Source organism: Marilutibacter maris, from assembly GCF_006546735.2.
GTDB lineage: Bacteria > Pseudomonadota > Gammaproteobacteria > Xanthomonadales > Xanthomonadaceae > Marilutibacter > Marilutibacter maris.
On the sequence record NZ_VICD02000304.1, the window covers coordinates 14,359 to 36,824 of the forward strand.

A 22,466-nucleotide genomic window follows, 5' to 3' on the forward strand; every position below is an offset into this window, starting at 1 on the left:
ATCTGGATTAAATCGTCGATCGACAGTAGGAATTTGGACGAAATTTCTTACAATTTCGTCGATTCGACGAAAAAGGGTTGTTCACCATGAAGATCACCGCCGCCGACCAGCAGTTGTTGTCGGTCCTGCGCGAGAACGCCCGCGCCTCGACCGCCGAGATCGCCCGCCGGCTGAAGCTGTCGCGGACCACGGTGCAGAGCCGGATCGAGCGGCTGCAGCGCAGCGGGGTGATCGCCGGCTATACCGTGCGCGTCCACGACCAGGCCGAGATCGGGCACATCCGCGCCCACATCATGATCACCGTGCTGCCCAAGCAGATGCCGGCGGTGGTCGAGACGCTGCGGGCGATGCCGGAGCTGCGCAGCCTGCATTCGGTCAGCGGGCCGTTCGATCTGGTCGCGCTGGGGGTGGCGCCCAGCGTCGGCGAAATGGATGAGTTGACCGACCGGATCGGTGCGATCGACGGGGTCGAGCGGACCACCTCGTCGATCATCCTGTCGGCCAAGTTCGATCGCTAGACGACCGGTCTAATCGTTGCTAGGCTGCGCCGCATGAACCGGTCCGCCGCCACTGCCTCCCTGTCCCGTCCCGCGCAGCCCGGTGTCAGGCAACCCGACGTCAGACAACCCGATGTCAGACAGCCCGATGTCAGGCAACACATCCTCGACGTCGCCCGGCCGCTGCTGCTGCGCAAGGGCTTCACCGCGGTCGGCCTGAGCGAGTTGCTGGCGGAGGCGGGGGTGCCGAAGGGCTCGTTCTATCACTACTTCGGGTCCAAGGAGGCGTTTGGCGAGGCGGTGCTGGAGGCCTATTTCAGCGACTACCTGGGCGAGATCGATGCGCTGCTCGCCGGGCCGGGTACGGGCGCCGAGCGGCTGCTGCGCTATTTCGGCCACTGCCTGGACACCCAGGTCGGCGACCATATGCAGAGTCGCTGCCTGGCGGTGAAGCTCGGCGCCGAGGTCTGCGACCTGTCCGAACCGATGCGCATCGCCCTGGATCGGGGCATCGGCGCGATCGTCGAGCGGCTGACCCGCTGCATCCAGGCCGGCATCGACGACGGTTCGCTGCCGTCGCTGCCGTCGCTGGCCGATCCGGCGGCCGCCGCGAATACCCTGTACCAGAGCTGGTTCGGCGCCAGTCTGCTGGCCAAGATCGGGCGCGACCGCGCTTCCCTGGACGCGGCCATGGCCGGCACCCGGCAGATGCTGGGCCTGGCCACGGAGGCTTGACGGGTCGCCATGCACGTCTGCTCCCGCCCCGTTTTCGCGCCTCCTTTATAGACGACCGGTCTATTCCTTGTTCCGCTCGATGCCCCCCCCCGTCCCGGGTGGCGTCCCCACTTCCGACAGAACCGCTCTCGCTGCAGACAAAGGAGTTTCCCCATGTCCCAAGACACCGCCCGCCGCATCGTGCTCGCCGCCCATCCGCGCGGTCTGCCGACCGCACAGGACTTCCGCCTGGAGGAGGTGCCGATGCCGGCGCCGGACGAGGGCCAGGTGCTGCTGAGCACGCTGTACCTGTCGCTGGATCCCTACATGCGCAACCTGATGGACAAGGTCGGGCCGGTCTACGCCGAGGCGGTCAGGCTCGGTGCGCCGATGGTCGGCGGCACGGTCGGCCGTGTCGTGGCCTCGCGCCACCCGGGGTTCCAGGCCGGTGAACTCGTGCTCGGCAATGCGGGTTGGCAGAGCCATGCGCTGTCCGACGGTTCCGACCTGGTCCGGCTGGGCGATGTCGAACAGCCGTCGCTGGCCCTGGGCGGGCTCGGCATGCCCGGTTTCACCGCCTATGTCGGCCTGCTCGACATCGGTCGGCCACGGCCGGGCGATACCGTGGTCGTGGCGGCGGCCAGCGGCGCGGTCGGCTCGGTGGTCGGGCAATTGGCCAAGCTCAAGGGGGCTCGGGCGATCGGCATTGCGAGTGGGGTGGACAAGTGCCGCCAGGTGGTCGAGGAGTTGGGTTTCGATGCCTGCCTGGACCGTCGCGAACCCGATCTGGCCGCGCGCCTGGCGGCGGTCTGTCCGGACGGCATCGACGTGTACTTCGAGAATGTCGGCGGCGAAGTGTTCGACGCGGTGCTGCCGCTGTTGAACATCGGCGCGCGGATGCCGGTGTGCGGCGTGATCGCGCACTACAACGACGAAGCGCCGCCGGCCGGCCCCGACCGGCTCCCGGGCGCGATGGCGGCGATCCTGCAAAAGCGCATCCGGGTGCAGGGTTTCGTGATCCTCGACCACTATGCCGACCGCTACGATGCCTTCCGCCGCGAGATGGGGCAGTGGGTCGCCGAAGGCCGGATCAAGTTGCGCGAGGACGTGGTCGAGGGGCTGGAAGCGGCGCCGGAGGCCTTCATTGGCCTGCTGCAGGGGCGCAACCACGGCAAGCTGGTGGTACGGGTCGCGGCCGACTGAGCGATGGCAGAGCAGGGGCGCTTTCCGCTGGAAGGTCGCTCCTGCCTTTGACTCAAGGGCCGTCGACCATGTCGTAGGCGCGGCGTGAGGCGCGATCCCCGGGCTGCGCGCCCGGGAATCCCCAAAGTTTGCTTCCGCAAACCCTGGGCCCCGCCGTTGCGCTCCCACACCCCCATTCGCGCTGCGCGCGAATCGCCCCCTAACTTAGGGGGGAACGATATCCGGCTACGCCCGGATATCTCCCAAAATTTGCTTCGCAAACCCTGGGCCCCGCCGTTGCGCTGCCACACCCCCATTCGCGCTGCGCGCGAATCGCCCCCTAACTTAGGGGGCTGGGGCCGTCGACCATGCCGTAGGAGCGGCGTGAGCCGCGAGGGGCTTTTTGCGGCAAGGCCCATCGCGGCTTGTGCCGCGCTGGCGAAAAACCCGCGGCCCTCGGCCCCGTACAATGGCCGGTCAGCCGTGGTCAGACGGCACACGAAGCGCCATCGTTTGAGAAGAGCCACCGCTTGAAGAAATCCGACTTCCACTACGAGCTCCCGCCGGAGCTGATCGCGCAGGCGCCGCTGGCCGAGCGTTCGGCCAGCCGGCTGTTGCTGGTGCCGCCGGCGCCGCAACCGTTCGCCGACCGCGTGTTCCGCGACCTGCCCGGGTTGTTGCAGCCCGGCGACCTGCTGGTATTCAACGACACCCGGGTGATCCCGGCACGCCTGTTCGGCCAGAAAAGCACCGGCGGCCGGGTCGAGATCCTGATCGAACGCCTGCTCGGCAGCGCCGAGGCGCGTGCCCAGTTGGGGGTCAGCAAATCGCCCAGGCCGGGTGCGAGGATCGCCCTGGACGCCGGCGGCGAGGCCGAGGTGCTCGGCCGCGACGGCGAGTTCTACCATCTGCGCTTCCATGTCGACACGCCGCTGGAAAGTTGGCTGAGCCGGGCCGGGCAGCTGCCGCTGCCGCCCTACATCGAGCGCCGGCCGGGCGCCGAGGACGCCGAGCGCTACCAGACCGTGTTCGCCCGTGAGACCGGCGCGGTCGCCGCACCGACCGCCGGTCTGCACTTCGACGACGCCCTGCTGGATGCGTTGAAGGCGCGCGGCGTGCATACCGGCCACGTCACCCTGCATGTGGGCGCCGGCACCTTCCAGCCGGTCCGGGTCGAACACCTGGACCAGCACCTGATGCACAGCGAGTGGCTGAACGTCGGTGCCGAGCTGGTCGAACAGGTCCGCCGCACCCGCGCGGCCGGCGGCCGGGTGATCGCGGTGGGTACCACGGTCGTGCGCGCGCTGGAGTCGGCGATGCGCGACGACGGCGAGGGCGGTCGCGAGCTGCGTCCGTTCGCCGGCGAGACCCGGCTGTTCATCCTGCCCGGCTACCGGATCCGCTCGGTCGACGCGATGGTCACCAATTTCCACCTGCCCGAAAGCACCCTGTTGATGATGATCTCCGCCTTTGCCGGCAAGGAGCGCGTGTTCGAGGCCTATGCCCACGCGATCCGCGAGCGTTACCGTTTCTTCAGCTATGGCGACGCGATGCTGCTGTGGCCGCGCCACGACTCCGGTTTCCCCGCATGAGTCGCATGTCCTTCCAGTTGCTGGGCCGCGACGGCGCGGCCCGCCGTGGCCGCATCAGCTTCCCGCGCGGCACCATCGAGACCCCGGCGTTCATGCCGGTCGGCACCTACGGCACGGTCAAGGGCGTGCTGCCGCACCAGATCCGCGAGCTGGGCGCGCAGATCATCCTCGGCAACACCTTCCACCTGTTCCTGCGTCCGGGCCTGGAGGTGATCGGCGAGCACGGCGGCCTGCACGGCTTCGCGCGCTGGGACGGTCCGATCCTGACCGACTCCGGCGGCTTCCAGGTGTTCTCGCTGGCGCACAAACGCAAGATCACCGAGGCCGGCGTGCACTTCGCCGCCCCGACCGACGGCCGCAAGGTGTTCCTGGGGCCGGAGGAGAGCATGCACATCCAGAAGGTGCTGGGCTCGGACATCGTGATGATCTTCGACGAGTGTCCGCCGGTGCAGGTGGGCGGCAAACCGGTCGCGGTCGAGGTGGTGAAGCGCTCGATGGAGCTTTCGCTGCGCTGGGCCGAGCGTTCGAAGAAGGCCCACGAGGGCAACGACGCGGCCCTGTTCGGCATCGTCCAGGGCGGCGTCCACCACGAACTGCGGAGCCGCTCGGCGGACGGCCTGAAGGCGATCGGCTTCGACGGCTACGCGATCGGCGGGCTGGCGGTCGGCGAGACCGAGGCCGAGCGCAACGCCATGCTCGACCACACCTGCCCGCAGTTGCCGCAGGAGCGGCCGCGCTACCTGATGGGGGTGGGGCGTCCGGAGGACCTGGTCGAGGCGGTGGCGCGCGGGGTCGACATGTTCGACTGCGTGATGCCGACCCGCAACGCCCGCAACGGCCACTTCTTCACCGCCGGCGGCACGATCCGGGTACGCAACGCGAAGTACGAGCACGACCTGCGCCCGATCGAGGAGGGCTGCGACTGCCATGCCTGTGCAAACGGTTTCAGCCGTGCCTACCTGCGCCACCTGGACCGCTGCAACGAGATGCTCGGGCCGATGCTCGGGACCCTGCACAACCTGCGCTACTACCAGCGGCTGATGGCGCAGATGCGCGATGCGATCGGGCAGGGAACCTTTGCCGCCTTCCGCGAGTCCTTCTACGTCGCACGCGGGGCCGCGCCCCCGGCCTGAACCGGCTCCGGTCGCGGCTGCCGTCCTCCGGGGCGCAGCCGGCCGGAGCGGGACGCCGGTGGGCCCGGGCCGCCTCGTGGCATAATCCCCCGTTATTTCGCTCCAGGACGTCCCTGATGAACCTGCCCGACCTGCTGATCACCCCGGCCCATGCCCTGATCGCCGCCGCTCCGGCCGCGCCCGGCATGGGCATGCAGCTGCTGTTCCCGATCGCGCTGATCGCGATCATGTACTTCCTGATGATCCGCCCGCAGATGAAGCGGCAGAAGGAGCACCGGGCCATGCTGGAGAAGCTGGCCAAGGGCGACGAGGTCATCACCAACGGCGGCATCGCCGGTACCGTCAGCGATATCGGCGAGAGCTTCGTCACGGTCCAGATCGCCGACAACGTCCAGGTTCGCGTGCAGAAGGGCGCGATCTCCAACGTGCTGCCCAAGGGCACCTTGAAGTCGGCCTGAATCGCCACCACCGCTGAGGAGGCCCCGGGGGAGTTCGGGGTTTCTGGCAGGCAGTGGAAGGTTCGACCCGCGGCGCGCGTGAGCGTCCGCCGCGGCCAGGCCGGTCCGGACGGTTCCGGATCGGCCGACTCGGGGAGCGGCCGGGACGGTCGTTTCGCTGATTGCCCCAATATTTCTGGTGGCCCGGTGGCCGCCGCAGGATCCGTTAGATGCTGACTTACGCGCGCTGGAAGTACGCCCTCCTCCTGGTCATCCTGATCCTCAGCAGCCTGTATGCGCTGCCCAACGTGTTCCCGCAGGACCCGTCGGTGCAGATCAGCGCCAATCGCGGCGCGGTGGTGGACGAGGCCCTGAAGACCCGTGTCGAGGCCAACCTGGAGAAGGCCGGTGTGGCCGCGAAGGCGGTCGATATCGACGGCGACAACCTGCTGGTGCGCCTGGCCGACCCCGATGCCCAGGTCAAGGCGGCCGATGCGCTGCGCCCGGACCTGGGCAACGACTTCGTGGTCGCGCTGAACCTGGCCTCGACCGTGCCCGACTGGCTGGAGAAGCTCGGCGGCAAGCCGATGCTGCTGGGCCTGGATCTGCAGGGCGGCGTCCACTTCACCATGCAGGTCGACCAGAAGGCCGCTCTCGACAAGCGCCTGGAGGCGACCGCCGAGGACGTGCGCGTGCTGCTGCGCGAGAAGCGCATCCGTTACACCTCGGTCGAGCGCCGCGCTGGCGGCCGGACCATCGTCGCCACCCTCAGCGATGCCGCGGAAGCCGAGAAGGCGCGCGAGGCGATCGTGCTCAGCCAGCCGACCCTGCTGGCGTCCACCACCGGCAACTCGGTCAGCGTGGAGATGAGCGACAACGAGCTGCGCCAGCTGGCGATCGACGCGATCGAACAGAACGTCGGCACCCTGCGCAACCGCGTCAACGCGCTGGGCGTCGCCGAGCCGATCATCCAGCGCCAGGGCGAGGACCGCATCGTGGTCCAGCTGCCCGGTGTGCAGGACACCGCCCAGGCCAAGCGCGTGCTGGGCGCGACCGCGACCCTGGAGTGGCGCGCGGTGGTCGAGGGCAACGCCTACGACGCCCGCGACACCGGCATCGTGCCGCCCGAGGCGCGGCTGTACCAGCGCAAGGAACTCGGCCCCGACGGCGAGCCGGTGCCGGTCCTGCTCAGCAAGCGGGTGATCGCGTCCGGCGACCAGATGGTCAGCGCCTCCTCGGGCATGGACCCGCAGTCGGGCACTCCCTCGGTCAGCGTGCGCCTGAACGGCGCCGGCGGCCAGCGCATGTTCGAGTTCACCAGCGAGAACGTCGGCAAGCCGATGGCGGTGGTCTACATCGAACGAGTGCCCGAGGTCCGGGTCGTCGACGGCGAGGAGGTGCGCAGCACCCGCGTCGACGAGGAGGTGATCTCGATCGCGACCATCCAGGGCGTGTTCGGCAAGGAGTTCCAGACCACCGGCCTGGACAGCACCAAGGAAGCGGCCAACCTGGCCCTGCTGCTGCGCTCGGGCTCGCTGGCGGCGCCGATGGACTTCATCGAGGAGCGCATCGTCGGTCCGAGCCTGGGCCGCGAGAACGTCGAGCGCGGCATGACCGCGATCAAGTACTCCTTCTTCTTCATCCTCGGCTTCTTCCTGGTCTACTACCGCATGTTCGGCGTGATCACCACGATCGCGCTGCTGCTGAACCTGCTGATGGTGGTCGCGGTGATGTCGCTGTTCGGGGCCACCATGACCCTGCCGGGCATGGCCGGCATCGCGCTGACGGTCGGCTTCTCGGTCGACGCCAACGTGCTGATCAACGAGCGAATACGCGAGGAATTGCGGGCCGGACTGCCGGCCAAGGCCGCGATCGCCGCCGGCTACGATCGCGCGGTCGGCACGATCGCCGACGCCAACATCACCGCCGTGCTGGCCGGCATCGCGCTGTTCGCGTTCGGCACCGGTCCGGTCAAGGGCTTCGCGGTCGCCCTGATCGTCGGCATCGGCACCTCGATGTACACCGCGGTCTCGGCCTCGCGCGCCATCGCCACCCTGATCTACGGCGGTCGCCGCAAGCTCAAGTCCCTCGCCATCTAGCCAGCCGCATCCGCGGCCGGCCCGGCGATGGGCCGCCGCGCAGTCGCGGGTCCGGCGCTTGTCCGGCCCGCGGATAACCAGGAATCGAGAATGAAACCTTTCAACCTGTTTCCCTACGACAGCAAGATCGACTTCATGCGCCTGGGGCGCGTGTCGCTGACGATCGCGGCCTTGCTGGTGCTGGGGTCGATCGCGGCGATGACGTTCAAGGGCTTCAACTTCGCCCTCGACTTCACCGGCGGCACCGTGACCGAGATGCGCTTCGAGCAGCCGGTCGACGTCGACGACGTGCGCGCGCGGCTGGGCGAGGCCGGCTACGGCAATGCCCAGGTGCAGACCTTCGGCTCCGGCAACGACCTGCTGATCCGGGTGCAGCCCAAGGGCGAGGACGAGGAGGGCGGCGCCGACCAGGACACCGCCCGCGAGATCCAGCAGGCGCTGGCGATCCCGGGCAATGCGGGCACCGTGCTGAAGAGCGACTTCGTCGGTCCGCAGGTCGGCAAGGAGATCGCCATCAACGGCATCTGGGCGCTGATCTTCGTGGTCGTCGGCTTCATGATCTACATCTCGTTCCGGTTCGAGAAGAAGTTCGCCGTCGCCGCGACCCTGACCACTCTGCACGACGTGGTCGTGGTCACCGGCTGGTTCGCGCTCAGCGGGCACGAGTTCGATCTGACCGTGCTGGCCGGCATCCTGTCGGTGATGGGCTTCTCGATCAACGACACCATCGTGGTGTTCGACCGCATCCGCGAGAACTTCCGTTCGATGCGCGCCGACTCGCGGACGGTGATCAACGCGGCGATCAACCAGACCCTGTCGCGTACCGTGATCACCTCGTTCGTGGCGATCCTGACCATGCTCGCCCTGTACGTCTACGGCGGCGGTTCGTTGCGCGGCCTGGCCGAGTCGATGCTGATCGGCGCGGTGATCGGCACCCTGTCGTCGATCTTCGTCGCCAGTACCCTGCTGAGCTTCGGCCCACTGAAGGTGACCAAGCAGGACCTGATGCCGAAGGCACGCGACGAAGAGGCGCTGGCCCGCAGGCCGTAAGCGTCGGTGCCGGAACACGAAAAGGCCGCGCATCGCGCGGCCTTTTTTGTTGCCGATCGGTCGGAGGGGGCCGTGCCGCGCGCAGGTCGCGTTGTCACTACGCGCGAATCGCCCCCTGACTCGGGGGGAGGCGGACGAAGCTCTTCGTAGGGGCGGCGTGAGCCGCGATGGGCTTTCGCGGAAAACCCGGTCGCAGCTTACGCAGCTCCTACAGAAGCGATGGCCTTCTCACGTAGGAACGGCGTGAGCCGCGACCCCCGGGCTGCGCCCGGATATATCCCAAAGTCTGCTGCGCAAACCATGCGCCCCGCCGTTGCGCGGCCAGACCCCATTCGCGCGACGCGCGAATCGGGCTCGGGTCAGGGGCGGGCGAAAGCTCTTCGTAGCAGCGGCGCAAGCCGCGATTGGGCTTTCATGGGAAGGCTTCATCGCGGCTTGTGCCGCTCCCGTAGGAGCAAGCCCGCGGTACTCAGCTGAACGCCGCGGCGTAGCCGGTGTCGACGATCTTCTTCTGCAGCTGTTCGCAGACCTTGAGGTTGCCGGCGACCAGGGTGCGCGGCGCGGTGCCGCGGGCATCCATCGGCCCGCTGCTGCGACCGCGGAAATCGCAGACCTTGCCGCCGGCCTCGCGCACCATCAGCGCACCGGCGGCGATGTCCCAGGGCTTCACCCCGGCTTCGAAGTAGGCGTCGGCGCGGCCGCAGGCGACGTAGGCCAGGTCCAGCGCGGCGGAACCGGTGCGGCGGATGTCCTCGGCTTCCAGCAGCAGGTTGTCGACGGTCTTGAGCTGGGCGCTGGCGCGGCTGCGCTCGCGCGGCGGGAAGCCGGTGACGATCACCGCGCCGCCGATGTCCTTGCGCTCGGCCACGCGCACGCGCTTGCCGTTGAGCTGGGTGCCGCTGCCCTTGCTGGCGGTGAACAGGTCGTTGCGGATCGGGTCGAAGATCACCCCGTGGACCGGTTCGCCGTTCTCGACCAGGGCGATCGAGACGCAGAAGTGGGGGAAGCCGCGCAGGTAGTTGCTGGTGCCGTCGAGCGGATCGATGACCCAGGTGAAGCGCTGGTTGTAGCCGCTGCCGGCGCTGCTGCCGCTTTCCTCGCCGAGGAAGCCGTAGTCCGGATGGGCGCGCTTGAGCTCGCGGATGACGACCTTCTCGGCCTCCTCGTCGACTTCGCTGGCATAGTCCTGGCGGTCCTTCTCGACCACGTTCAGCGCGTCCAGGCGGTGCATGTGCCGCAGCAGCACGTTGCCGGCTGCGCGGGCGGCCTTGACCATGAGGGTGACGGCGGGTTTCTGCATGGCGGTACGGCCTCGACGGATGAGGTGGCCCGGGCCCTGCGGCCGCGAGCGGACTGGAGAGGAGTGAAAGAGCGGCCCGGCAGTGGCATGCCGAGGCATGGCCGGGGCGCGGAGTTTACCATTGGCGGCGATGACTACCCATTCCAACCCTGAACCGACGGCCTCCGGGTCGTCGGCCGCCGCGGCCACGGCCGCGCGCATCCGCATCGTGCTGGTCGGCACCCAGCATCCCGGTAACATCGGCTCGGCGGCCCGGGCGATGAAGACCATGGGCCTGGACCGGCTGGTGCTGGTCGCGCCCGAGGTCGCCCCCAATCGCGAATCCGAGGCGCTGGCGGCCGGTGCCGACGACGTGCTGGCCGCGGCCCGCACCTGCGCGACCGTGGCCGAGGCGGTGTCCGATTGCACCCTGGTGCTGGGCTGCACCGCGCGCAGCCGCCGGATCGCCCTGGACCAGTTGGCGCCGCGCGAGGCCGCTTCGCGGCTGGTGGCTCGGGCGGGCAGCGGCGGCGAGGTCGCGCTGCTGTTCGGGCGCGAGCGTACCGGCCTGGACAACGAAGAGCTGCAGCTGTGCCATGCCGCCGTGCATATCCCGGCCAACCCCGACTACAGCTCGCTGAACCTCGCCGCCGCGGTGCAGGTGCTGTCCTACGAGCTGCGCCTGGCCCTGCTCGACGCCGGCGCCGGCGCGGAGCCGGCCCGCGTCGACCCGCCGGCCTCGCACGCCGAGCTGGAAGGCTTCTTCGGCCAGCTGGGCGAGGTCCTGGAGCAGATCGACTTCCACAAGGGGCGCAGTCCGGAGTCGGCGTTGCGCAAGTTCCGCCGGCTGTTCCTGCGCGCCGACCTCGACGCCCGCGAGGTGCGGCTGCTGCGCGGGGTGCTGGCCGATGTCGAGCGCAGCGTGCGGCTGGCTGGGGCCGATGGCGCCGGCCAGGGATGAGGCGGCCCCGGCCGCGGGCGCGGTGCCGGCGATAGCGGCCGATGCCGGTTTTCGATTAGTCTGGCCGCCAGGTTTCCCGTTTGTGGCCATTCGTCCTTGATCGTACGCCTGTCGTGCCTCCTGGTGCTGTTGATCGGCCTGACTCTGCCGCCGGCGGGACGGGCCGAGGACGGGCAGGTCGCCGGCTCGGCCGACGACGCCCATATCCTGGTGTTGGGCCGCATCAGCGACGACCCCAAGGCGCATTTCGAGCAGCTCAAGCCGCTGCTGGACTACGTGGTGCCGAGAATGGCCGACGTCGGCATCCGCGAAGGCCGGATCCTGATGGCCAAGGATCCGCAGCAGATGGCCAGCTATCTGCGCCGCGGCCGGGTCGACTGGATCACCGAGACCAGCGGTACCGCGATGGTGATGCGCGAGCGGGCCGGCGCGGCGCCGCTGGTGCTGACCGAACGCGACGGCACCAGCCACTACCACAGCATCTTCTTCGCTCGCCGCGACAGCGGACTGGGCTCGCTGGACGAGTTGCGCGGGCATTCGGTGGCGTTCCAGCGCCCATCCTCGACCAGCGCCTATTTCGTGCCGGCGGCGGCGATGCTCGACCGCGGCCTGGTCCTGGAAATGCTGCTGTCGCCGATGGATCACGCCGGCGCCGACACCGTGGGCTATCTGTTCGCCCGTTCCGAGCTCAATATCTCCACCTGGGTCCACAAGCGCCTGGTCGATGTCGGGGTGATGAGCAATCTGGACTGGGAGAACCCGCGGCGGATGCCGCCTGGGTTCAAGGATGACTTCGTCGTCATCGGCGAGACCCCCGAGTTCCCGCGCGCGGTCGAACTGGTGCGCGGCAATCTCGACTCGCGGGTGCGCGAACGCCTGCGCCAGGTGCTGATCGAGGCGGCCGCGGACCCCGAGGCCGGCGATGCCCTGAAGCGCTTCTTCAGGACCACCCGGTTCCTGCCGGTGGACCCGGCCTCGACCCGCGCGCTGGACCATGTCGCCGCGGGGGTCAGGCGGGTGCGGGCGGACGTCGAATGAAGCTCCGCAACGGCCTGCAGGCGAAGTTCCTGCTGATCATGGCGCTGGCCCTGGTGGTCCAGCTGCTGCTCCTGGCGGTGCTGCTGCAACGCCAGGAGCGGGCCCAGGAAGAGGTGATCACGGTCACCCGCGACGCGATGGCCGGCGTCTCCAGCGACAGCCTGCGCCGGCGCGGCGAGGGCATGGTGCTCCAGCTCGGCGAGGCGCTGACCAATCCGCTGTACTACTTCGACCTCGATGCGATCGGCAGCCTGACCGCGTCCGCGCTGAACCAGGCCGATGCGCGCTACGTCCTGGTCTACGACGCCGAGGGCAACATCATCCACGACGGCAGCGAGACCATTCCCAGCTACGGCAAGCGCATGGACGACGTGTTCGCCGACGAGGTGATCGCGTCGGGCTCGCTGCTGACCCAGTTCAGCGAGGAGCTGATGGACGTGTCCGCGCCGATCCTGATCGGCGACCGCCGCCTGGGCGGGGTGAGGGTCGGCTTCGATCTGGAGGTCGCGCGCGGCTTCCAGGATCGTGCGGTCGCCGAGATGCGCAGCCAGCTCGACGGTCTGGGCAGCCGCCAGTTGCTGTGGGCGGCGGCGATGGCCGGCGGCATCGTCCTGCTGGGAGCGGTGATCCTGTGGTTGATCCAGCGCTGGCTGGTGAGTCCGATCCGGCTGCTGGCCGATTCCGCACGCCAGATCGAGGCGGGGCGGTTCGAGGTCGATCTGCCGACCAGCCGCCGCCGCGACGAGGTCGGCGAGCTGATGCGCGCGTTCAGCCGGATGAGCGCGAGCCTGGCGCGGCACGACCGCGATATCCGGCGGATGGCCTATACCGATTCGCTGACCGGGCTGTCGAACCGGCTGGCGTTCCGCGAGGCGCTGGACGAGCAGCTGCTGAGGATCCGCGGGGCGGGGCAGCAACTGGCGCTGCTGTTCGCCGACATCGACGACTTCAAGCGGGTCAACGACACCCTCGGCCACGATGCCGGCGACGAGGTGCTGGTGCAGTGCTCGGCGCGCATCCGCGACACCATCCTGCGTCATGCCGGCGACAACGCCCTGCTGGCGCGCTTCGGCGGCGACGAGTTCGTGATCCTGGTCCACGCCTCGCCGAAGGAGGGACAGGACGTGCGCGCGGTGGCGATGGCGCTGGCCGACGCCCTGGTCGCGGAGCTGGGACAGCCGATCATGACCCAGGAGCGCCAGGTGTTCCTCGGCACTTCGATCGGCATCACCCTGTTCCCGGACGACGCCTCGACCGCGACCGCGTTGATGAAGAACGGCGACATCGCGATGTACCAGGCGAAGGTCGCCGGCAAGAACTGCTACCGCTTCTACAGCCGGGCGATGGACCTGGCGGTGGAGCGCAGGGTCAACCTGGAGCACGAGCTGCGCGGGGCCTGGGACCGTGGCGAGCTGAGCCTGGTCTACCAGCCGGTCTACCGGCTGGCCGATCGCACCATGGTCGGCGCCGAGGCGCTGCTGCGCTGGAACCACCCGCGGCACGGCCAGGTGGCGCCGTCGGTCTTCATCGACGTGGCCGAGCAGAGCGGGCTGATCGAGACCCTGGGCCCGCAGGTGCTGCGCGCGGCCTGCAGCGAGGCGGTGCGCTGGCAGCAGTTGCGGCCGTCGGCGGAGCCGCTGTCGGTCGCGGTCAACGTGTCCTCGCGGCAGCTGCGCAGCGGCGGCGAACTGGTGCAGGTGGTCGCCGACTGCCTGCGCGACACCGGGTTGGAGCCGGAGCGGCTGCACCTGGAGCTGACCGAGACCGCGGTGATCGGCGACGAGGTCCACGCCAGCGAGATGCTCGCGCAGCTGCGCGAGACCGGCATCAAGGTGTTGCTGGACGACTTCGGCACCGGTTTCTCGGGCCTGAGCCATCTGCGCCGGGTCCCGGTCGACGGGGTCAAGATCGACCGCAGCTTCATCGCCGACATCCTGCGCGACCCGGACGACCTGGCCCTGACCAGCGCGATCATCGCGATGGCGCACTCGCTGGGGATCACGGTGATCGCCGAGGGCGTCGAGAAAGCCGGCCAGTACGCGCTGCTGCGCGAGCGCGGCTGCGACCAGGCCCAGGGCTACTGGCTGGGGCAGCCGGTGCCGGCGAACGAATTCCTGGCCCTGCTGGGCTGAGTCCTGGCGGGGCCGCTGTACGGCCGTCCGCGCGCAGCGGTCAGGCGGTCATGCCGATCGCGCGCAGACCGTCGGCGGCCATCGCCGCCAGGCTGCCCGACAGCACGCCGAACACCGCGATCGCCACGGTGCCGGCCAGCCAGGCCACGCCCATCAGGCGGCCGTCGCGCTCCAGCAGCGCCAGCGCAAACATCAGCAGCAGCACGCCGAACAGGTAGTTGGTGAACGGGATCGGCAGCGACAGCAGCAGACCCAGCAGCATCACCAGCAGGCCGCTGACCGCGCTGGCGAGGCGCCGGTCGAGCAGGAACGAGGCGCGCGGGCGCACCACCCGCTCCAGCCGCGACAGCCACGGCGAGAGCAGGTTGCGGAAGCGCACCATCGAATGCCGGGTCGGGCCGCGGCGGGCGATGAAGCCCGGCAGCCAGGGTTTGCGCAGACCGATCAGCAACTGCGCGCCGATCAGGATGGTGAGCGGCCCGCTGACCGCGCCGCCCACCCCCGGGATCGGGATGAAGGCGGGCAGGGTGGCGACGAACAGCAGCATGCCGAACGAGCGCTTGCCCAGGCCGGCGAACACGTCGCCCAGGCGCAGATGGGTGTCCGGGTCGCCGACCGCGAACGCATCCAGCAGGGCGCGGGTACCGGCTTCCGAGCGCGGCCGCGACGGCTCAGCCGAGGGTTTCATCGCTGTCCGCATCCAGGTCCGGCAGCGCCTGCAGCAGCAGCTTGTCGATGCGCGGGCCGTCCAGGTCGACGACCTCGATGCGCCAGCCGTCCCAGTCGAGGTACTCGCCGACGTGGGGGATGCGCCCGAAGTGGTTGATGACCATGCCCGCCGCAGTGTGGAAGTCCGGTTCCTCTTCGACCGGCAGGCGGGCGCCGTCGATCAGCTCGCGCAGATCGTCCAGCGGCAGGCTGCCGTCCAGCAGCCAGGTGCCGTCGGCGCGCTGCACCACCGGCGCCTCGCTGTCCTCGGACTCGCTGGCCTGGATGCGGCCGATCACCGCGCCGAGCAGGTCGTTGACGGTGACCAGGCCGGTGACGTCGCCGTACTCGTCGACCACCAGCGCGATCGACTGCTGTTCCTCGCGGAAGATCTCCAGCAGTTTGAACGCGTGGGTCGACTCGGACACGAACAACGCCTCGCGCAGGCGCTCGAACAGCCGCGGTGGACCGGGCTGCTGCAGCGACTCGAACAGCGACTTGGTCTCCAGGATGCCGAGCACCTCGCGGTCGTCGCCCCTGTACACCGGATAGCGCGAGAACGGCGTCTCGCGCATCTGTTCCAGGTTCTCGGCGACCGCGGCCTCCGCGTCCAGCCAGACGATCCGGGTGCGCGGGGTCATCAGGCTCTCGGCGGTGCGATCGCCGAGGCTGAGCACGCGGTAGACCATCTTGCGCTCGTCGGCGTCGATCACGCCCTGCTCGTGGCTCTCGCTGACCAGCAGGCGGATTTCCTCTTCAGTGACTTTCGATTCGCTGGATTGCTCCGCGCGCAACAGCCGCAGCAGGGCGCGAACGCTGATGCTGAGCAGCCACACGGCCGGGATCGCGATCTTCGACAGTACGTGCATGGGCACCGCGACGAAGCTCGCCAGGCGCTCCGGTGCCAGCTGGGCCAGTCGCTTGGGCAGCAGCTCGCCGAGGACGATGGTCATGTAGGTGATCAGGCCGACCGAGAGGGTCAGGCCGATCGCGTCGGAATACAGGCGGTCGAACGACAACGGACCGGACACCGCCAGCGCCGGCACCTGTTCCCCGAGCCACTGGCCGATCGAGGCGCCGATCGCGGCGCCGCCGAAGGTGCCGGTCAGGATGCCGATCAGGGTGATGCCGACCTGGACCGTGGACAGGAAGCGCTCGGGGTGCTCCGACAGTTCCAGCGCCCGCTGCGCCCGCCCGCTGTCCTGCGCCATCTGCTTCAGACGGGGCTTGCGCGAGGTGACCAGAGCCATCTCCGACATCGCGAAGAAGCCGTTCAGCGCGATCAGGATCAGGACGATCGTCAGTTCCAGCATGTCGGCGCCCTCCGGTCTGGCAGGGAGGCGGCGGCCAGGGGCCGCGGGGGGAGGGGCATGCTGCTACTGGAAGGTTCCGGGTCGTCGTCCATTTCAGATAAGCGTCTGGGGTCGAAGTGTCGCCGCCGATATTAGCAGGCTCGCCTTAACGGGCCGGGGCCGGCAGGCCCGCCCCTTGGTGCGCAGGGCGGGCCGATTCGGGTCGCGGCGGGGACTCCAGGACTGCGGGAAGGTCACAAAACGGTCATAATTCCGCCTGCCAACGCGGCGCGGTCCGTCGCGGCCCCTGCTGTGCCCCCTTTTTCGAACCCTCGCCCTGGCCCGCCAGGGTCGCGACCACGAGGCTCCTGACGCATGTTTTCCCTGCAAACCATCTTCGGCCAAGGCAACCAGTTCTATTCCCTGCTGGAGGAAGCGGCGGTCGCCGCCCACGACAGCGCCAAGGCCCTGCACGCGATGCTCAAGGAAGCCGATCGTCAGCCGGCGTTGGACGCGTTCAAGCTGGCCCGCCAGCGCGAGCGCGAGGTGTCCATCCAGCTCAGCCAGGAACTGGTCGACAGCTTCATCACCCCGATCGAGCGCGAGGACATCGAGTCGCTGGCGTCGGCCCTGCACAAGATCCCCAAGCAGGTCGAGAAGTTCGCCGACCGCTACGCGCTGGCGACCCAGCACCTGGAGCACATCGACTTCGCGCCGCGCGCGGCGATGCTCGAGCAGGCGGCCTCGGTGGTGGTGAAGATGGTCCACCAGCTGCGGCACCTGAAGCTGGAGCCGATGAAGGCGCTCAGCGATGAGCTGCGCGCGCTGGAGAACGACGCCGACCGGCTGATGCTGGAGCTGTACCGCGACATCTACTCGGGCAAGCTCGATCACCTGCAGATGTTCCTGCTCAAGGAGTTCTTCGAGATCCTGGAGAAGGCCATCGACCGCTGCCGCGAGGCCGGCGTCGTCGCCTACCAGATCGTCCTCAAGAACTCCTGAGGGGAGCGCACGATGTCTTCGATCATCCCGGCCCGGCCGGCGCGGGTACCGGCGACGCCGGTCCGCATCGTCGCCGCTTCCGTGTTCCGCGCCCATCCGATGTCGCAACCGCCGGTCCGGGCTGAGGGGGCGTGATGCTGACACTGGTACTGATCGTCATCCTCGCCGCGCTCATCTTCGAGTACATCAACGGCTTCCACGACACCGCCAACTCGATCGCCACCGTGGTCGCGACCAAGGTGCTGTCGCCGATGCAGGCGGTGGGACTGGCCGCGAGCATGAACCTGATCGGCGCCCTGCTGGGCACCGCGGTGGCCAAGACCATCGCCTCCGGCCTGATCGACGTCGGCGTGGTCGAGGTCGGTTCGCAGATGATCCTGTGCGCGCTGATGGGCGGCATCGTCTGGAACCTGATCACCTGGTGGCTGGGCCTCCCGTCCTCGTCCTCGCACGCGCTGATCGGCGGTCTCTGCGGCGCCGCGCTGGCGGCGGCCTCGAACAACTTCCACGCGATCATCTGGTCGCAGCCCAAGGAGCCGCTGTACAAGAGCGCCGGCGTGCTGTGGAAGGTGATCGTGCCGATGGTGACATCGCCGGTGCTGGGCTTCGTCGCCGGTTTCCTGGTGATGGGGCTGCTGTTCTTCGTGATCTCGATGATGGCGCGCAGCGGCGGCCTGCTGGCGCGGTTGGCGCGGCCGCGCTGGGTCAACAGCCTGTTCGGCAAGGCGCAGCTGGTCAGCGCCGCCGGCATGGGCCTGGCGCACGGCATGAACGACGCGCAGAAGACCATGGGCATCATCGCCCTGACCCTGTTCAGTGCGCAGTCGGTGGGTACCCTCGACGACCTGCCGGGCTGGCTGGCCTTCCTGCATCCGTCGGACGAGGCGATGGCCACCCAGGGCATCGATCTGTGGATCAAGATCACCTGCGCGCTGGTGATGGCGGCCGGCACCGCGGCCGGCGGCTGGCGGATCATCAAGACCCTGGGCCACAAGCTGGTCAAGCTGCATCCGATCCACGGCTTCGCCGCCGAGACCAGCGCATCGGCGGTGATCTTCGCCGCGTCCTCGCTGGGCATTCCGGTCTCGACCACCCACAACATCTCGTCCGCGATCATGGGCGTGGGCACCGCCAAGCGCTTCAACGCGATCAAGTGGACCGTGGTCGAAAAGATGATCTGGGCGTGGATCCTGACGATTCCCGCCGCCGGCGGCATCGCCTATCTGTTCTTCAGCCTGATGCGGGCGATGGGCTGGGCTTGAGGCGATAAGTGAGTGGAGAGGAGTGAGGAGTGAGAGGAAGAGCGCTTTCGCTTTTCTCCCGCTTCTCGCTCCTCGTTCCTGACTCCTTGCCCTTGGGGCGAGAAGTGAGTGAGCAGAAGTGAGCAGTGAGAGGAGAGTGCTTTTCTCTCACTTCTCACTCCTCGTTCCTGACTCCTGCTTTCTCAGTAAAGATCGCCGCCGGCGGACAGGGTCCGCTCCATGCGGTCGCCGACGCCGCCGATCTCCAGGATCAGGCGATCGATCTCGGCCGCGTCCAGGCCCTCGTAGGGCCGGTTCTCGCACAGTTGCAGGTGCGGTACGCCGTCGAGGTCGCCGATCGCCAGGTAGCCGACCCGGCTCTGCCAGTTGAAGACCAGCGCCCGACGCATGTCGAGCCCGGTAATCGGCGCCACCGCGGTGCTGACCCTCAGGTAGGGGCGGCCGTCGTCGTCGTCCAGCTCGGACAGGAAGATCGCCTGATGACGTCGGCCCTGTTCCAGCGACAGTTCGATGCAGACGACATCGACGTCGTGCTCGGTCAGGCGATAGCCGGCGGCCTTGAGGTGACGGTTGATGGATTCGAAATTGCGCACGGAGCAGCTTCCTTTGCAGTCAGGGTCGTATGCTACCGCTTCGTTCATGATGCGGTCGCCCCCGCCAGCGGCGGGTGAAGGCCGCGGGTAGGCCCCGCATCGGTTTTCGTGATCGCGTCCGCGCCCCGCGGAATCGCCGTCGGGCAACCGCAGACGCGACCGCGCTGCAGGAGTGGAAGGATGGACAGCGAAGAGGCGGCCCGGTACATACATGCGGCGATCCGGGCGATACCGCGCGGCGAGGTCGCCGGCTACGGCGAGGTCGCGCGTCGCGCCGGCCTGCCCGGGCGGGCGCGCCTGGTCGCCCGTCTGCTCAGCCACAACGACGACCCCGACCTGCCCTGGCATCGGGTGTTGCGCTCCGACGGCCGGATCGCGCTGCCGGAAGGTTCCGCCGGCTATCTGGAGCAGTGCCAGCGGCTGCGCGCCGAGGGCCTGCGGGTGGTCAACGGCCGGGTGCTCGGCGCCAGGACGCGGGCGACGGTCGACGAACAGGTCTGGGGACCCGCGGACTGACCCCGGCACGGGCGGCGGGAGCGCGGCGTTGCCGTTACCATGTGCGTTCGTATCCGGGAGCCGCGATGTTCTCCAACCTTCCCCCGATCACCAAGGCGCTGCTGATCGCCAACGGCCTGGTGTTTGTGCTGCAGCAGTTGCTGGGCGAGGCCACGTTCTACCCGTTCGCGCTGTGGCCGCCCGGCAGCGACGGCATCTATGGCGACGCGAGCGGGTTTCTGCCCTGGCAGGTGCTGACCTACGGCTTCATGCACGGCAGCTGGGCGCACCTGTTCTTCAACATGCTGGCGTTGCTGATGTTCGGTGCGCCGCTGGAGCATGTCTGGGGCAACAAGCGCTTCCTGAACTACTACCTGGTCTGCATCGTCGGCGCCGCGCTGTGCCAGATGCTGGTCGGTATCTGGACCATGTCCCAGGGCGGTTTGCCGTATCCGACGGTGGGCGCGTCCGGCGGCGTGTTCGGCCTGCTGCTGGCCTACGGCATGCTGTTCCCGAACCAGCGGGTGATGCTGCTGATCCCGCCGATTCCGATGAAGGCGCGGACCCTGGTGATCGTCTACGGCGTGATCGAGCTGCTGCTCGGGGTCAGCGGGCGGCAGCCCGGCGTCGCCCACTTCGCCCACCTGGGCGGGATGCTGTTCGGTTGGCTGATGATCCGCTACTGGCGCGGCCAGCCGCCGTTCGGGGGCGGGCGCAAGCCGCCGGGACCGCGCCGGATCCACTGAGCCGGGTTTACCGGGGCATCCCGCTGGCGCGTCCCGTGCCTCGCGGCGGGTGCTGAAACGAAAACGGCGCGGTTTCCCGCGCCGTTTCCATGTCCGTCGGTGACGGTGCCGCTCAGGGCAGGATGGTGATGCGATCGTCGGGCTTGTGGCGCATCACCGCGCCGACCCGGCAGCCGTAGGTCGCGCCGAATGCGTCCAGGTTCGACAATGGGCCGTTGGTCCGCCACTGGCCGGGCGCGTGCACGCTGGTCGACGCCCGCCGGGTCGCCGCCTCGGCGCTGAGCTGTTGCGGCCACAGCGAGGCCCAGGCGCCGAAGAAGGACTGTTTGGCCTCCTTGCCCGGGTTCGCCTCGGCGGTGTTGAAGGTCGCCCAGGCCAGCTCCATGCCGGCGATGTCGGCGATGTTCTCGTCGACGGTCTGCTGGCCGTTGACCTTCACTCCCTGCAGGGCCGGATAGGGCAGGGCCGAGTACTGCGCGGCGACGCGGTTGGCCAGGGTCTGCCAGCCGGTGTTCTCGGTCGCGGTCCACCAGTCGCGCACTTCCAGCTTGTCGTCGACCAGGCGGCCGCGGTTGTCGAAGGCATGGCTGAGCTCGTGTCCGACCAGGGCGCCGAACGAGCCGTACAGCCAGGCCGCGTCCTTGCCGAGGTCGAACACCGGCGGCTGCAACATCGCGGCGGTGATGATCAGGCGGTTCTGGGCGATGTCGTAGGCCAGGGCCGGGGTCTGCGGCATCACGTCCCAGCGGCGGCTGCCGGTGTCGCGGCCGATCCGGGCCATTTCCGATCCGTGGCGCCAGGTCGAGGCGATCAGCATGTTGCCGCCGAAGCTGCCGCGGCCCATCGGCTGCACGGTGTAGTCGAGGTCGCGCTTGGGCACGCCGACCTCGACCTTGAGGTTGTCGAGCTTGGCCATCGCCACCGTCTTGGCCGCGGCGCTGAAGCGGGCGTTGCGTTCCATCGCCGCACGCAGCGAGGCCTTGACCTGGGCGACGATCTGCTCGGCGCGGGCCTGGTTGGCCGGGGTCAGGTAGCGGCTTGCGTACTGGCGGCCGAGCATCGGTCCGGCGGCGAGGTTGATCGCATCGAGCACCTGCTGCTGGCGCGGTGCCGGCGCGCTGCGGCCTTCGAGCACGCGGCCGCGGAAGTCGAAGCTGGCGTCGCGGAAGGCCTTGGACAGGTACGGCGCCATCGCATCGCCGACCCGCCACTGCAGGTAGGTCTTCCACTGCGCCGGCTTGAGGTCGTCGACCAGCGTGTCGAGCTCGGCGAACAGGGCCGGATTGGCGATCGAGACGGTGTCGTCGTCGACCCCCTGCACTTCCAGGAACTCGTCCAGGCGCAGGTGGCGGTACTGCTTGTCGAGCCCCTCGAGCGGGACCGGACGGTAGTTGTTGCGCGGATCGCGCAGGTCCATCAGCGGACGCGAGGCGGCGGCGATCCGGGTCTCCAGGGCCAGCACCTGGGCGGCTTCGGCCTGCAGCTTGTCGGCCGGCGTGCCGGTCAGCGCCAGGATCTGTTCGATGTACTTGCCGTACTGGGTCCGCACGGTCTGCGCATCGGCGTCGTTGCGGGTGTAGTAGGCCGGATCGGGCAGACCGGTGCCGCCCTGGCTGAAGTAACCGATATGGCGGTTGAGGTCGGCCAGGTCGGCGTCGGGACTGAAATTGAACGCCACCGGGATGCCGACCTGGTGCAGGGCGGCGATCGCCGGCGCGATGTCCTTGCTGCGGCGGATCGAATTGATCCGGTCCAGCAGCGGCGCGATCGGGTTGGAGCCGTCGCGCTCGACCGCGGCCTCGTCCAGGCCGCTGGCCCAGAAGTCGCCGAGCAGCTTCTGCACGTCGTCCTGCGGCGACTGCATCGCCGCCTGCAGCAGGTCGAGTTGCTGCTGGCGCGCGCGTCCGGCCAGTTCGCTCATCGCCGAGACCTCGCCGACGCCGCTCGACAGCGGGTGGGCTTCCAGCCAGTCGGCGTTGGTGTTGCCGTAGAAGTCGGCGCAGGCGACCGGGGGCCTGGCCAGCGCGGCGGGCGCGGCGATCGCGGCGGTGAGGCCGAGCGAGAGTGCGCAGGCGAGCGGGCGCAGCTGGAACGGGAGTGAGAGGCCAGGGAAACGCTGACGGGTCATTGCGGATTCCATGCAGAGGATCGGCGGAGTGTAGCAAGCGCCCATGTCGACGCGGGACCGGCCCGGGCGCCGCTGGCGACTTCGTGCCGGCGGCCACAATGGCGCAGTGACGGCGGTTGCAGCACC

The 22,466-nt window shown here is 69.0% G+C and carries 19 protein-coding genes and 2 pseudogenes; 16 read left to right on the forward strand and 5 right to left on the reverse strand.

Features of this window, described 5'->3' with window-relative positions; translation table 11 throughout:
- The first annotated feature begins 86 nt into the window (after positions 1 to 86).
- From FKV24_RS16970 to secF, 8 genes are all read left to right on the forward strand, one after another.
- The gene (locus FKV24_RS16970; protein ID WP_111265908.1) at positions 87 to 518 is read left to right on the forward strand and encodes an Lrp/AsnC family transcriptional regulator; all 432 of its coding nucleotides are present in this window, start codon (positions 87 to 89) and stop codon (positions 516 to 518) included.
- 33 nt (positions 519 to 551) lie between these two features.
- The gene (locus FKV24_RS16975; RefSeq protein ID WP_141483221.1) at positions 552 to 1,232 is read left to right on the forward strand and encodes a TetR/AcrR family transcriptional regulator; all 681 of its coding nucleotides are present in this window, start codon (positions 552 to 554) and stop codon (positions 1,230 to 1,232) included.
- A 153-nt stretch (positions 1,233 to 1,385) separates the two neighbouring features.
- Complete coding sequence (locus FKV24_RS16980) at positions 1,386 to 2,414, forward strand: NADP-dependent oxidoreductase (RefSeq protein WP_141483222.1); 1,029 nt, start codon at positions 1,386 to 1,388, stop codon at positions 2,412 to 2,414.
- A gap of 509 nt (positions 2,415 to 2,923) precedes the next feature.
- The gene (gene queA, locus FKV24_RS16985; RefSeq protein ID WP_111265911.1) at positions 2,924 to 3,985 is read left to right on the forward strand and encodes a tRNA preQ1(34) S-adenosylmethionine ribosyltransferase-isomerase QueA; all 1,062 of its coding nucleotides are present in this window, start codon (positions 2,924 to 2,926) and stop codon (positions 3,983 to 3,985) included.
- Complete coding sequence (gene tgt / locus FKV24_RS16990; RefSeq protein WP_141483223.1) at positions 3,982 to 5,118, forward strand: tRNA guanosine(34) transglycosylase Tgt; 1,137 nt, start codon at positions 3,982 to 3,984, stop codon at positions 5,116 to 5,118. Before queA ends, tgt begins: the two co-directional genes overlap by 4 nt.
- 116 nt (positions 5,119 to 5,234) lie before the next feature.
- Positions 5,235 to 5,576 (forward strand): preprotein translocase subunit YajC, encoded by a 342-nt coding sequence (yajC, locus tag FKV24_RS16995; RefSeq protein WP_111265913.1) that lies wholly within the window; start codon positions 5,235 to 5,237, stop codon positions 5,574 to 5,576.
- Between the two features lie 209 nt (positions 5,577 to 5,785).
- Entirely contained in the window at positions 5,786 to 7,654 is a 1,869-nt protein-coding gene (gene secD / locus FKV24_RS17000; RefSeq protein ID WP_141483224.1) for a protein translocase subunit SecD, read from the forward strand.
- Between the two features lie 90 nt (positions 7,655 to 7,744).
- The gene (gene secF, locus FKV24_RS17005) at positions 7,745 to 8,704 is read left to right on the forward strand and encodes a protein translocase subunit SecF (protein WP_249041072.1); all 960 of its coding nucleotides are present in this window, start codon (positions 7,745 to 7,747) and stop codon (positions 8,702 to 8,704) included.
- Between the two features lie 469 nt (positions 8,705 to 9,173).
- Here the strand turns inward: secF and FKV24_RS17010 are convergent, their stop codons facing one another.
- The gene (locus tag FKV24_RS17010) at positions 9,174 to 10,004 is read right to left on the reverse strand and encodes an inositol monophosphatase family protein (protein WP_141483226.1); all 831 of its coding nucleotides are present in this window, start codon (positions 10,002 to 10,004) and stop codon (positions 9,174 to 9,176) included.
- A 130-nt stretch (positions 10,005 to 10,134) separates the two neighbouring features.
- On the opposite strand from FKV24_RS17010, the gene FKV24_RS17015 reads away from it, so the two are divergent.
- From FKV24_RS17015 to FKV24_RS20290, 4 genes and pseudogenes are all read left to right on the forward strand, one after another.
- The gene (locus FKV24_RS17015; protein WP_141483227.1) at positions 10,135 to 10,944 is read left to right on the forward strand and encodes an RNA methyltransferase; all 810 of its coding nucleotides are present in this window, start codon (positions 10,135 to 10,137) and stop codon (positions 10,942 to 10,944) included.
- 96 nt (positions 10,945 to 11,040) lie between these two features.
- Positions 11,041 to 11,982 (forward strand): phosphate/phosphite/phosphonate ABC transporter substrate-binding protein, encoded by a 942-nt coding sequence (locus FKV24_RS17020; RefSeq protein WP_249041073.1) that lies wholly within the window; start codon positions 11,041 to 11,043, stop codon positions 11,980 to 11,982.
- A 593-nt stretch (positions 11,983 to 12,575) separates the two neighbouring features.
- A pseudogene (locus FKV24_RS20285) lies at positions 12,576 to 13,298 on the forward strand (diguanylate cyclase domain-containing protein); the annotation flags it as partial.
- 69 nt (positions 13,299 to 13,367) lie between these two features.
- A pseudogene (locus tag FKV24_RS20290) lies at positions 13,368 to 14,114 on the forward strand (putative bifunctional diguanylate cyclase/phosphodiesterase); the annotation flags it as partial.
- A 40-nt stretch (positions 14,115 to 14,154) separates the two neighbouring features.
- Here FKV24_RS20290 and FKV24_RS17030 read toward each other — a convergent pair.
- Both FKV24_RS17030 and FKV24_RS17035 read right to left on the reverse strand, forming a co-directional pair.
- Positions 14,155 to 14,802, reverse strand: coding sequence for an exopolysaccharide biosynthesis protein (locus tag FKV24_RS17030; RefSeq protein WP_111265919.1), 648 nt, complete (start codon positions 14,800 to 14,802; stop codon positions 14,155 to 14,157).
- Positions 14,786 to 16,135: a hemolysin family protein gene (locus FKV24_RS17035; protein WP_141483228.1), complete on the reverse strand. Its 1,350-nt coding sequence runs from the start codon at positions 16,133 to 16,135 to the stop codon at positions 14,786 to 14,788. The genes FKV24_RS17030 and FKV24_RS17035 overlap by 17 nt, the downstream gene beginning before the upstream one ends.
- Positions 16,136 to 16,489: 354 nt before the next feature.
- Between FKV24_RS17035 and FKV24_RS17040 the strand changes: the two genes are divergently transcribed.
- Positions 16,490 to 17,116: a DUF47 domain-containing protein gene (locus tag FKV24_RS17040; protein ID WP_111265921.1), complete on the forward strand. Its 627-nt coding sequence runs from the start codon at positions 16,490 to 16,492 to the stop codon at positions 17,114 to 17,116.
- A gap of 134 nt (positions 17,117 to 17,250) precedes the next feature.
- Positions 17,251 to 18,378, forward strand: a complete 1,128-nt coding sequence (locus FKV24_RS17045) for an inorganic phosphate transporter (protein ID WP_111267988.1) — start codon at positions 17,251 to 17,253, stop codon at positions 18,376 to 18,378.
- Positions 18,379 to 18,560: 182 nt separating this feature from the next.
- Here the strand turns inward: FKV24_RS17045 and FKV24_RS17050 are convergent, their stop codons facing one another.
- Positions 18,561 to 18,971 carry a hypothetical protein gene (locus FKV24_RS17050; protein ID WP_111265922.1) on the reverse strand — a complete coding sequence of 137 codons (411 nt, stop codon included), beginning with the start codon at positions 18,969 to 18,971 and terminating at the stop codon, positions 18,561 to 18,563.
- A 180-nt stretch (positions 18,972 to 19,151) separates the two neighbouring features.
- Here FKV24_RS17050 and FKV24_RS17055 point away from each other — a divergent pair, with 180 nt between their 5' ends.
- Complete coding sequence (locus FKV24_RS17055) at positions 19,152 to 19,487, forward strand: MGMT family protein (RefSeq protein WP_111265923.1); 336 nt, start codon at positions 19,152 to 19,154, stop codon at positions 19,485 to 19,487.
- Positions 19,488 to 19,552: 65 nt separating this feature from the next.
- Positions 19,553 to 20,212, forward strand: coding sequence for a rhomboid family intramembrane serine protease (locus FKV24_RS17060; protein WP_111265924.1), 660 nt, complete (start codon positions 19,553 to 19,555; stop codon positions 20,210 to 20,212).
- A gap of 112 nt (positions 20,213 to 20,324) precedes the next feature.
- On the opposite strand, the gene FKV24_RS17065 is transcribed toward FKV24_RS17060, so the two are convergent.
- Entirely contained in the window at positions 20,325 to 22,340 is a 2,016-nt protein-coding gene (locus FKV24_RS17065) for a M13 family metallopeptidase (protein ID WP_141483229.1), read from the reverse strand.
- Positions 22,341 to 22,466 lie beyond the last annotated feature (126 nt).

Coding starts and splice junctions, on each gene's coding strand:
- FKV24_RS16970 (WP_111265908.1), top strand. CDS start 87: ATGAAGATCACCGCCGCCGACCAGCAGTTGTTGTCGGTCCTGCGCGAG.
- FKV24_RS16975 (WP_141483221.1), top strand. CDS start 552: ATGAACCGGTCCGCCGCCACTGCCTCCCTGTCCCGTCCCGCGCAGCCC.
- FKV24_RS16980 (WP_141483222.1), top strand. CDS start 1,386: ATGTCCCAAGACACCGCCCGCCGCATCGTGCTCGCCGCCCATCCGCGC.
- tgt (WP_141483223.1), top strand. CDS start 3,982: ATGAGTCGCATGTCCTTCCAGTTGCTGGGCCGCGACGGCGCGGCCCGC.
- yajC (WP_111265913.1), top strand. CDS start 5,235: ATGAACCTGCCCGACCTGCTGATCACCCCGGCCCATGCCCTGATCGCC.
- secD (WP_141483224.1), top strand. CDS start 5,786: ATGCTGACTTACGCGCGCTGGAAGTACGCCCTCCTCCTGGTCATCCTG.
- secF (WP_249041072.1), top strand. CDS start 7,745: ATGAAACCTTTCAACCTGTTTCCCTACGACAGCAAGATCGACTTCATG.
- FKV24_RS17010 (WP_141483226.1), bottom strand. CDS start 10,004: ATGCAGAAACCCGCCGTCACCCTCATGGTCAAGGCCGCCCGCGCAGCC.
- FKV24_RS17015 (WP_141483227.1), top strand. CDS start 10,135: ATGACTACCCATTCCAACCCTGAACCGACGGCCTCCGGGTCGTCGGCC.
- FKV24_RS17030 (WP_111265919.1), bottom strand. CDS start 14,802: ATGAAACCCTCGGCTGAGCCGTCGCGGCCGCGCTCGGAAGCCGGTACC.
- FKV24_RS17035 (WP_141483228.1), bottom strand. CDS start 16,135: ATGCTGGAACTGACGATCGTCCTGATCCTGATCGCGCTGAACGGCTTC.
- FKV24_RS17040 (WP_111265921.1), top strand. CDS start 16,490: ATGTTTTCCCTGCAAACCATCTTCGGCCAAGGCAACCAGTTCTATTCC.
- FKV24_RS17045 (WP_111267988.1), top strand. CDS start 17,251: ATGCTGACACTGGTACTGATCGTCATCCTCGCCGCGCTCATCTTCGAG.
- FKV24_RS17055 (WP_111265923.1), top strand. CDS start 19,152: ATGGACAGCGAAGAGGCGGCCCGGTACATACATGCGGCGATCCGGGCG.
- FKV24_RS17060 (WP_111265924.1), top strand. CDS start 19,553: ATGTTCTCCAACCTTCCCCCGATCACCAAGGCGCTGCTGATCGCCAAC.
- FKV24_RS17065 (WP_141483229.1), bottom strand. CDS start 22,340: ATGACCCGTCAGCGTTTCCCTGGCCTCTCACTCCCGTTCCAGCTGCGC.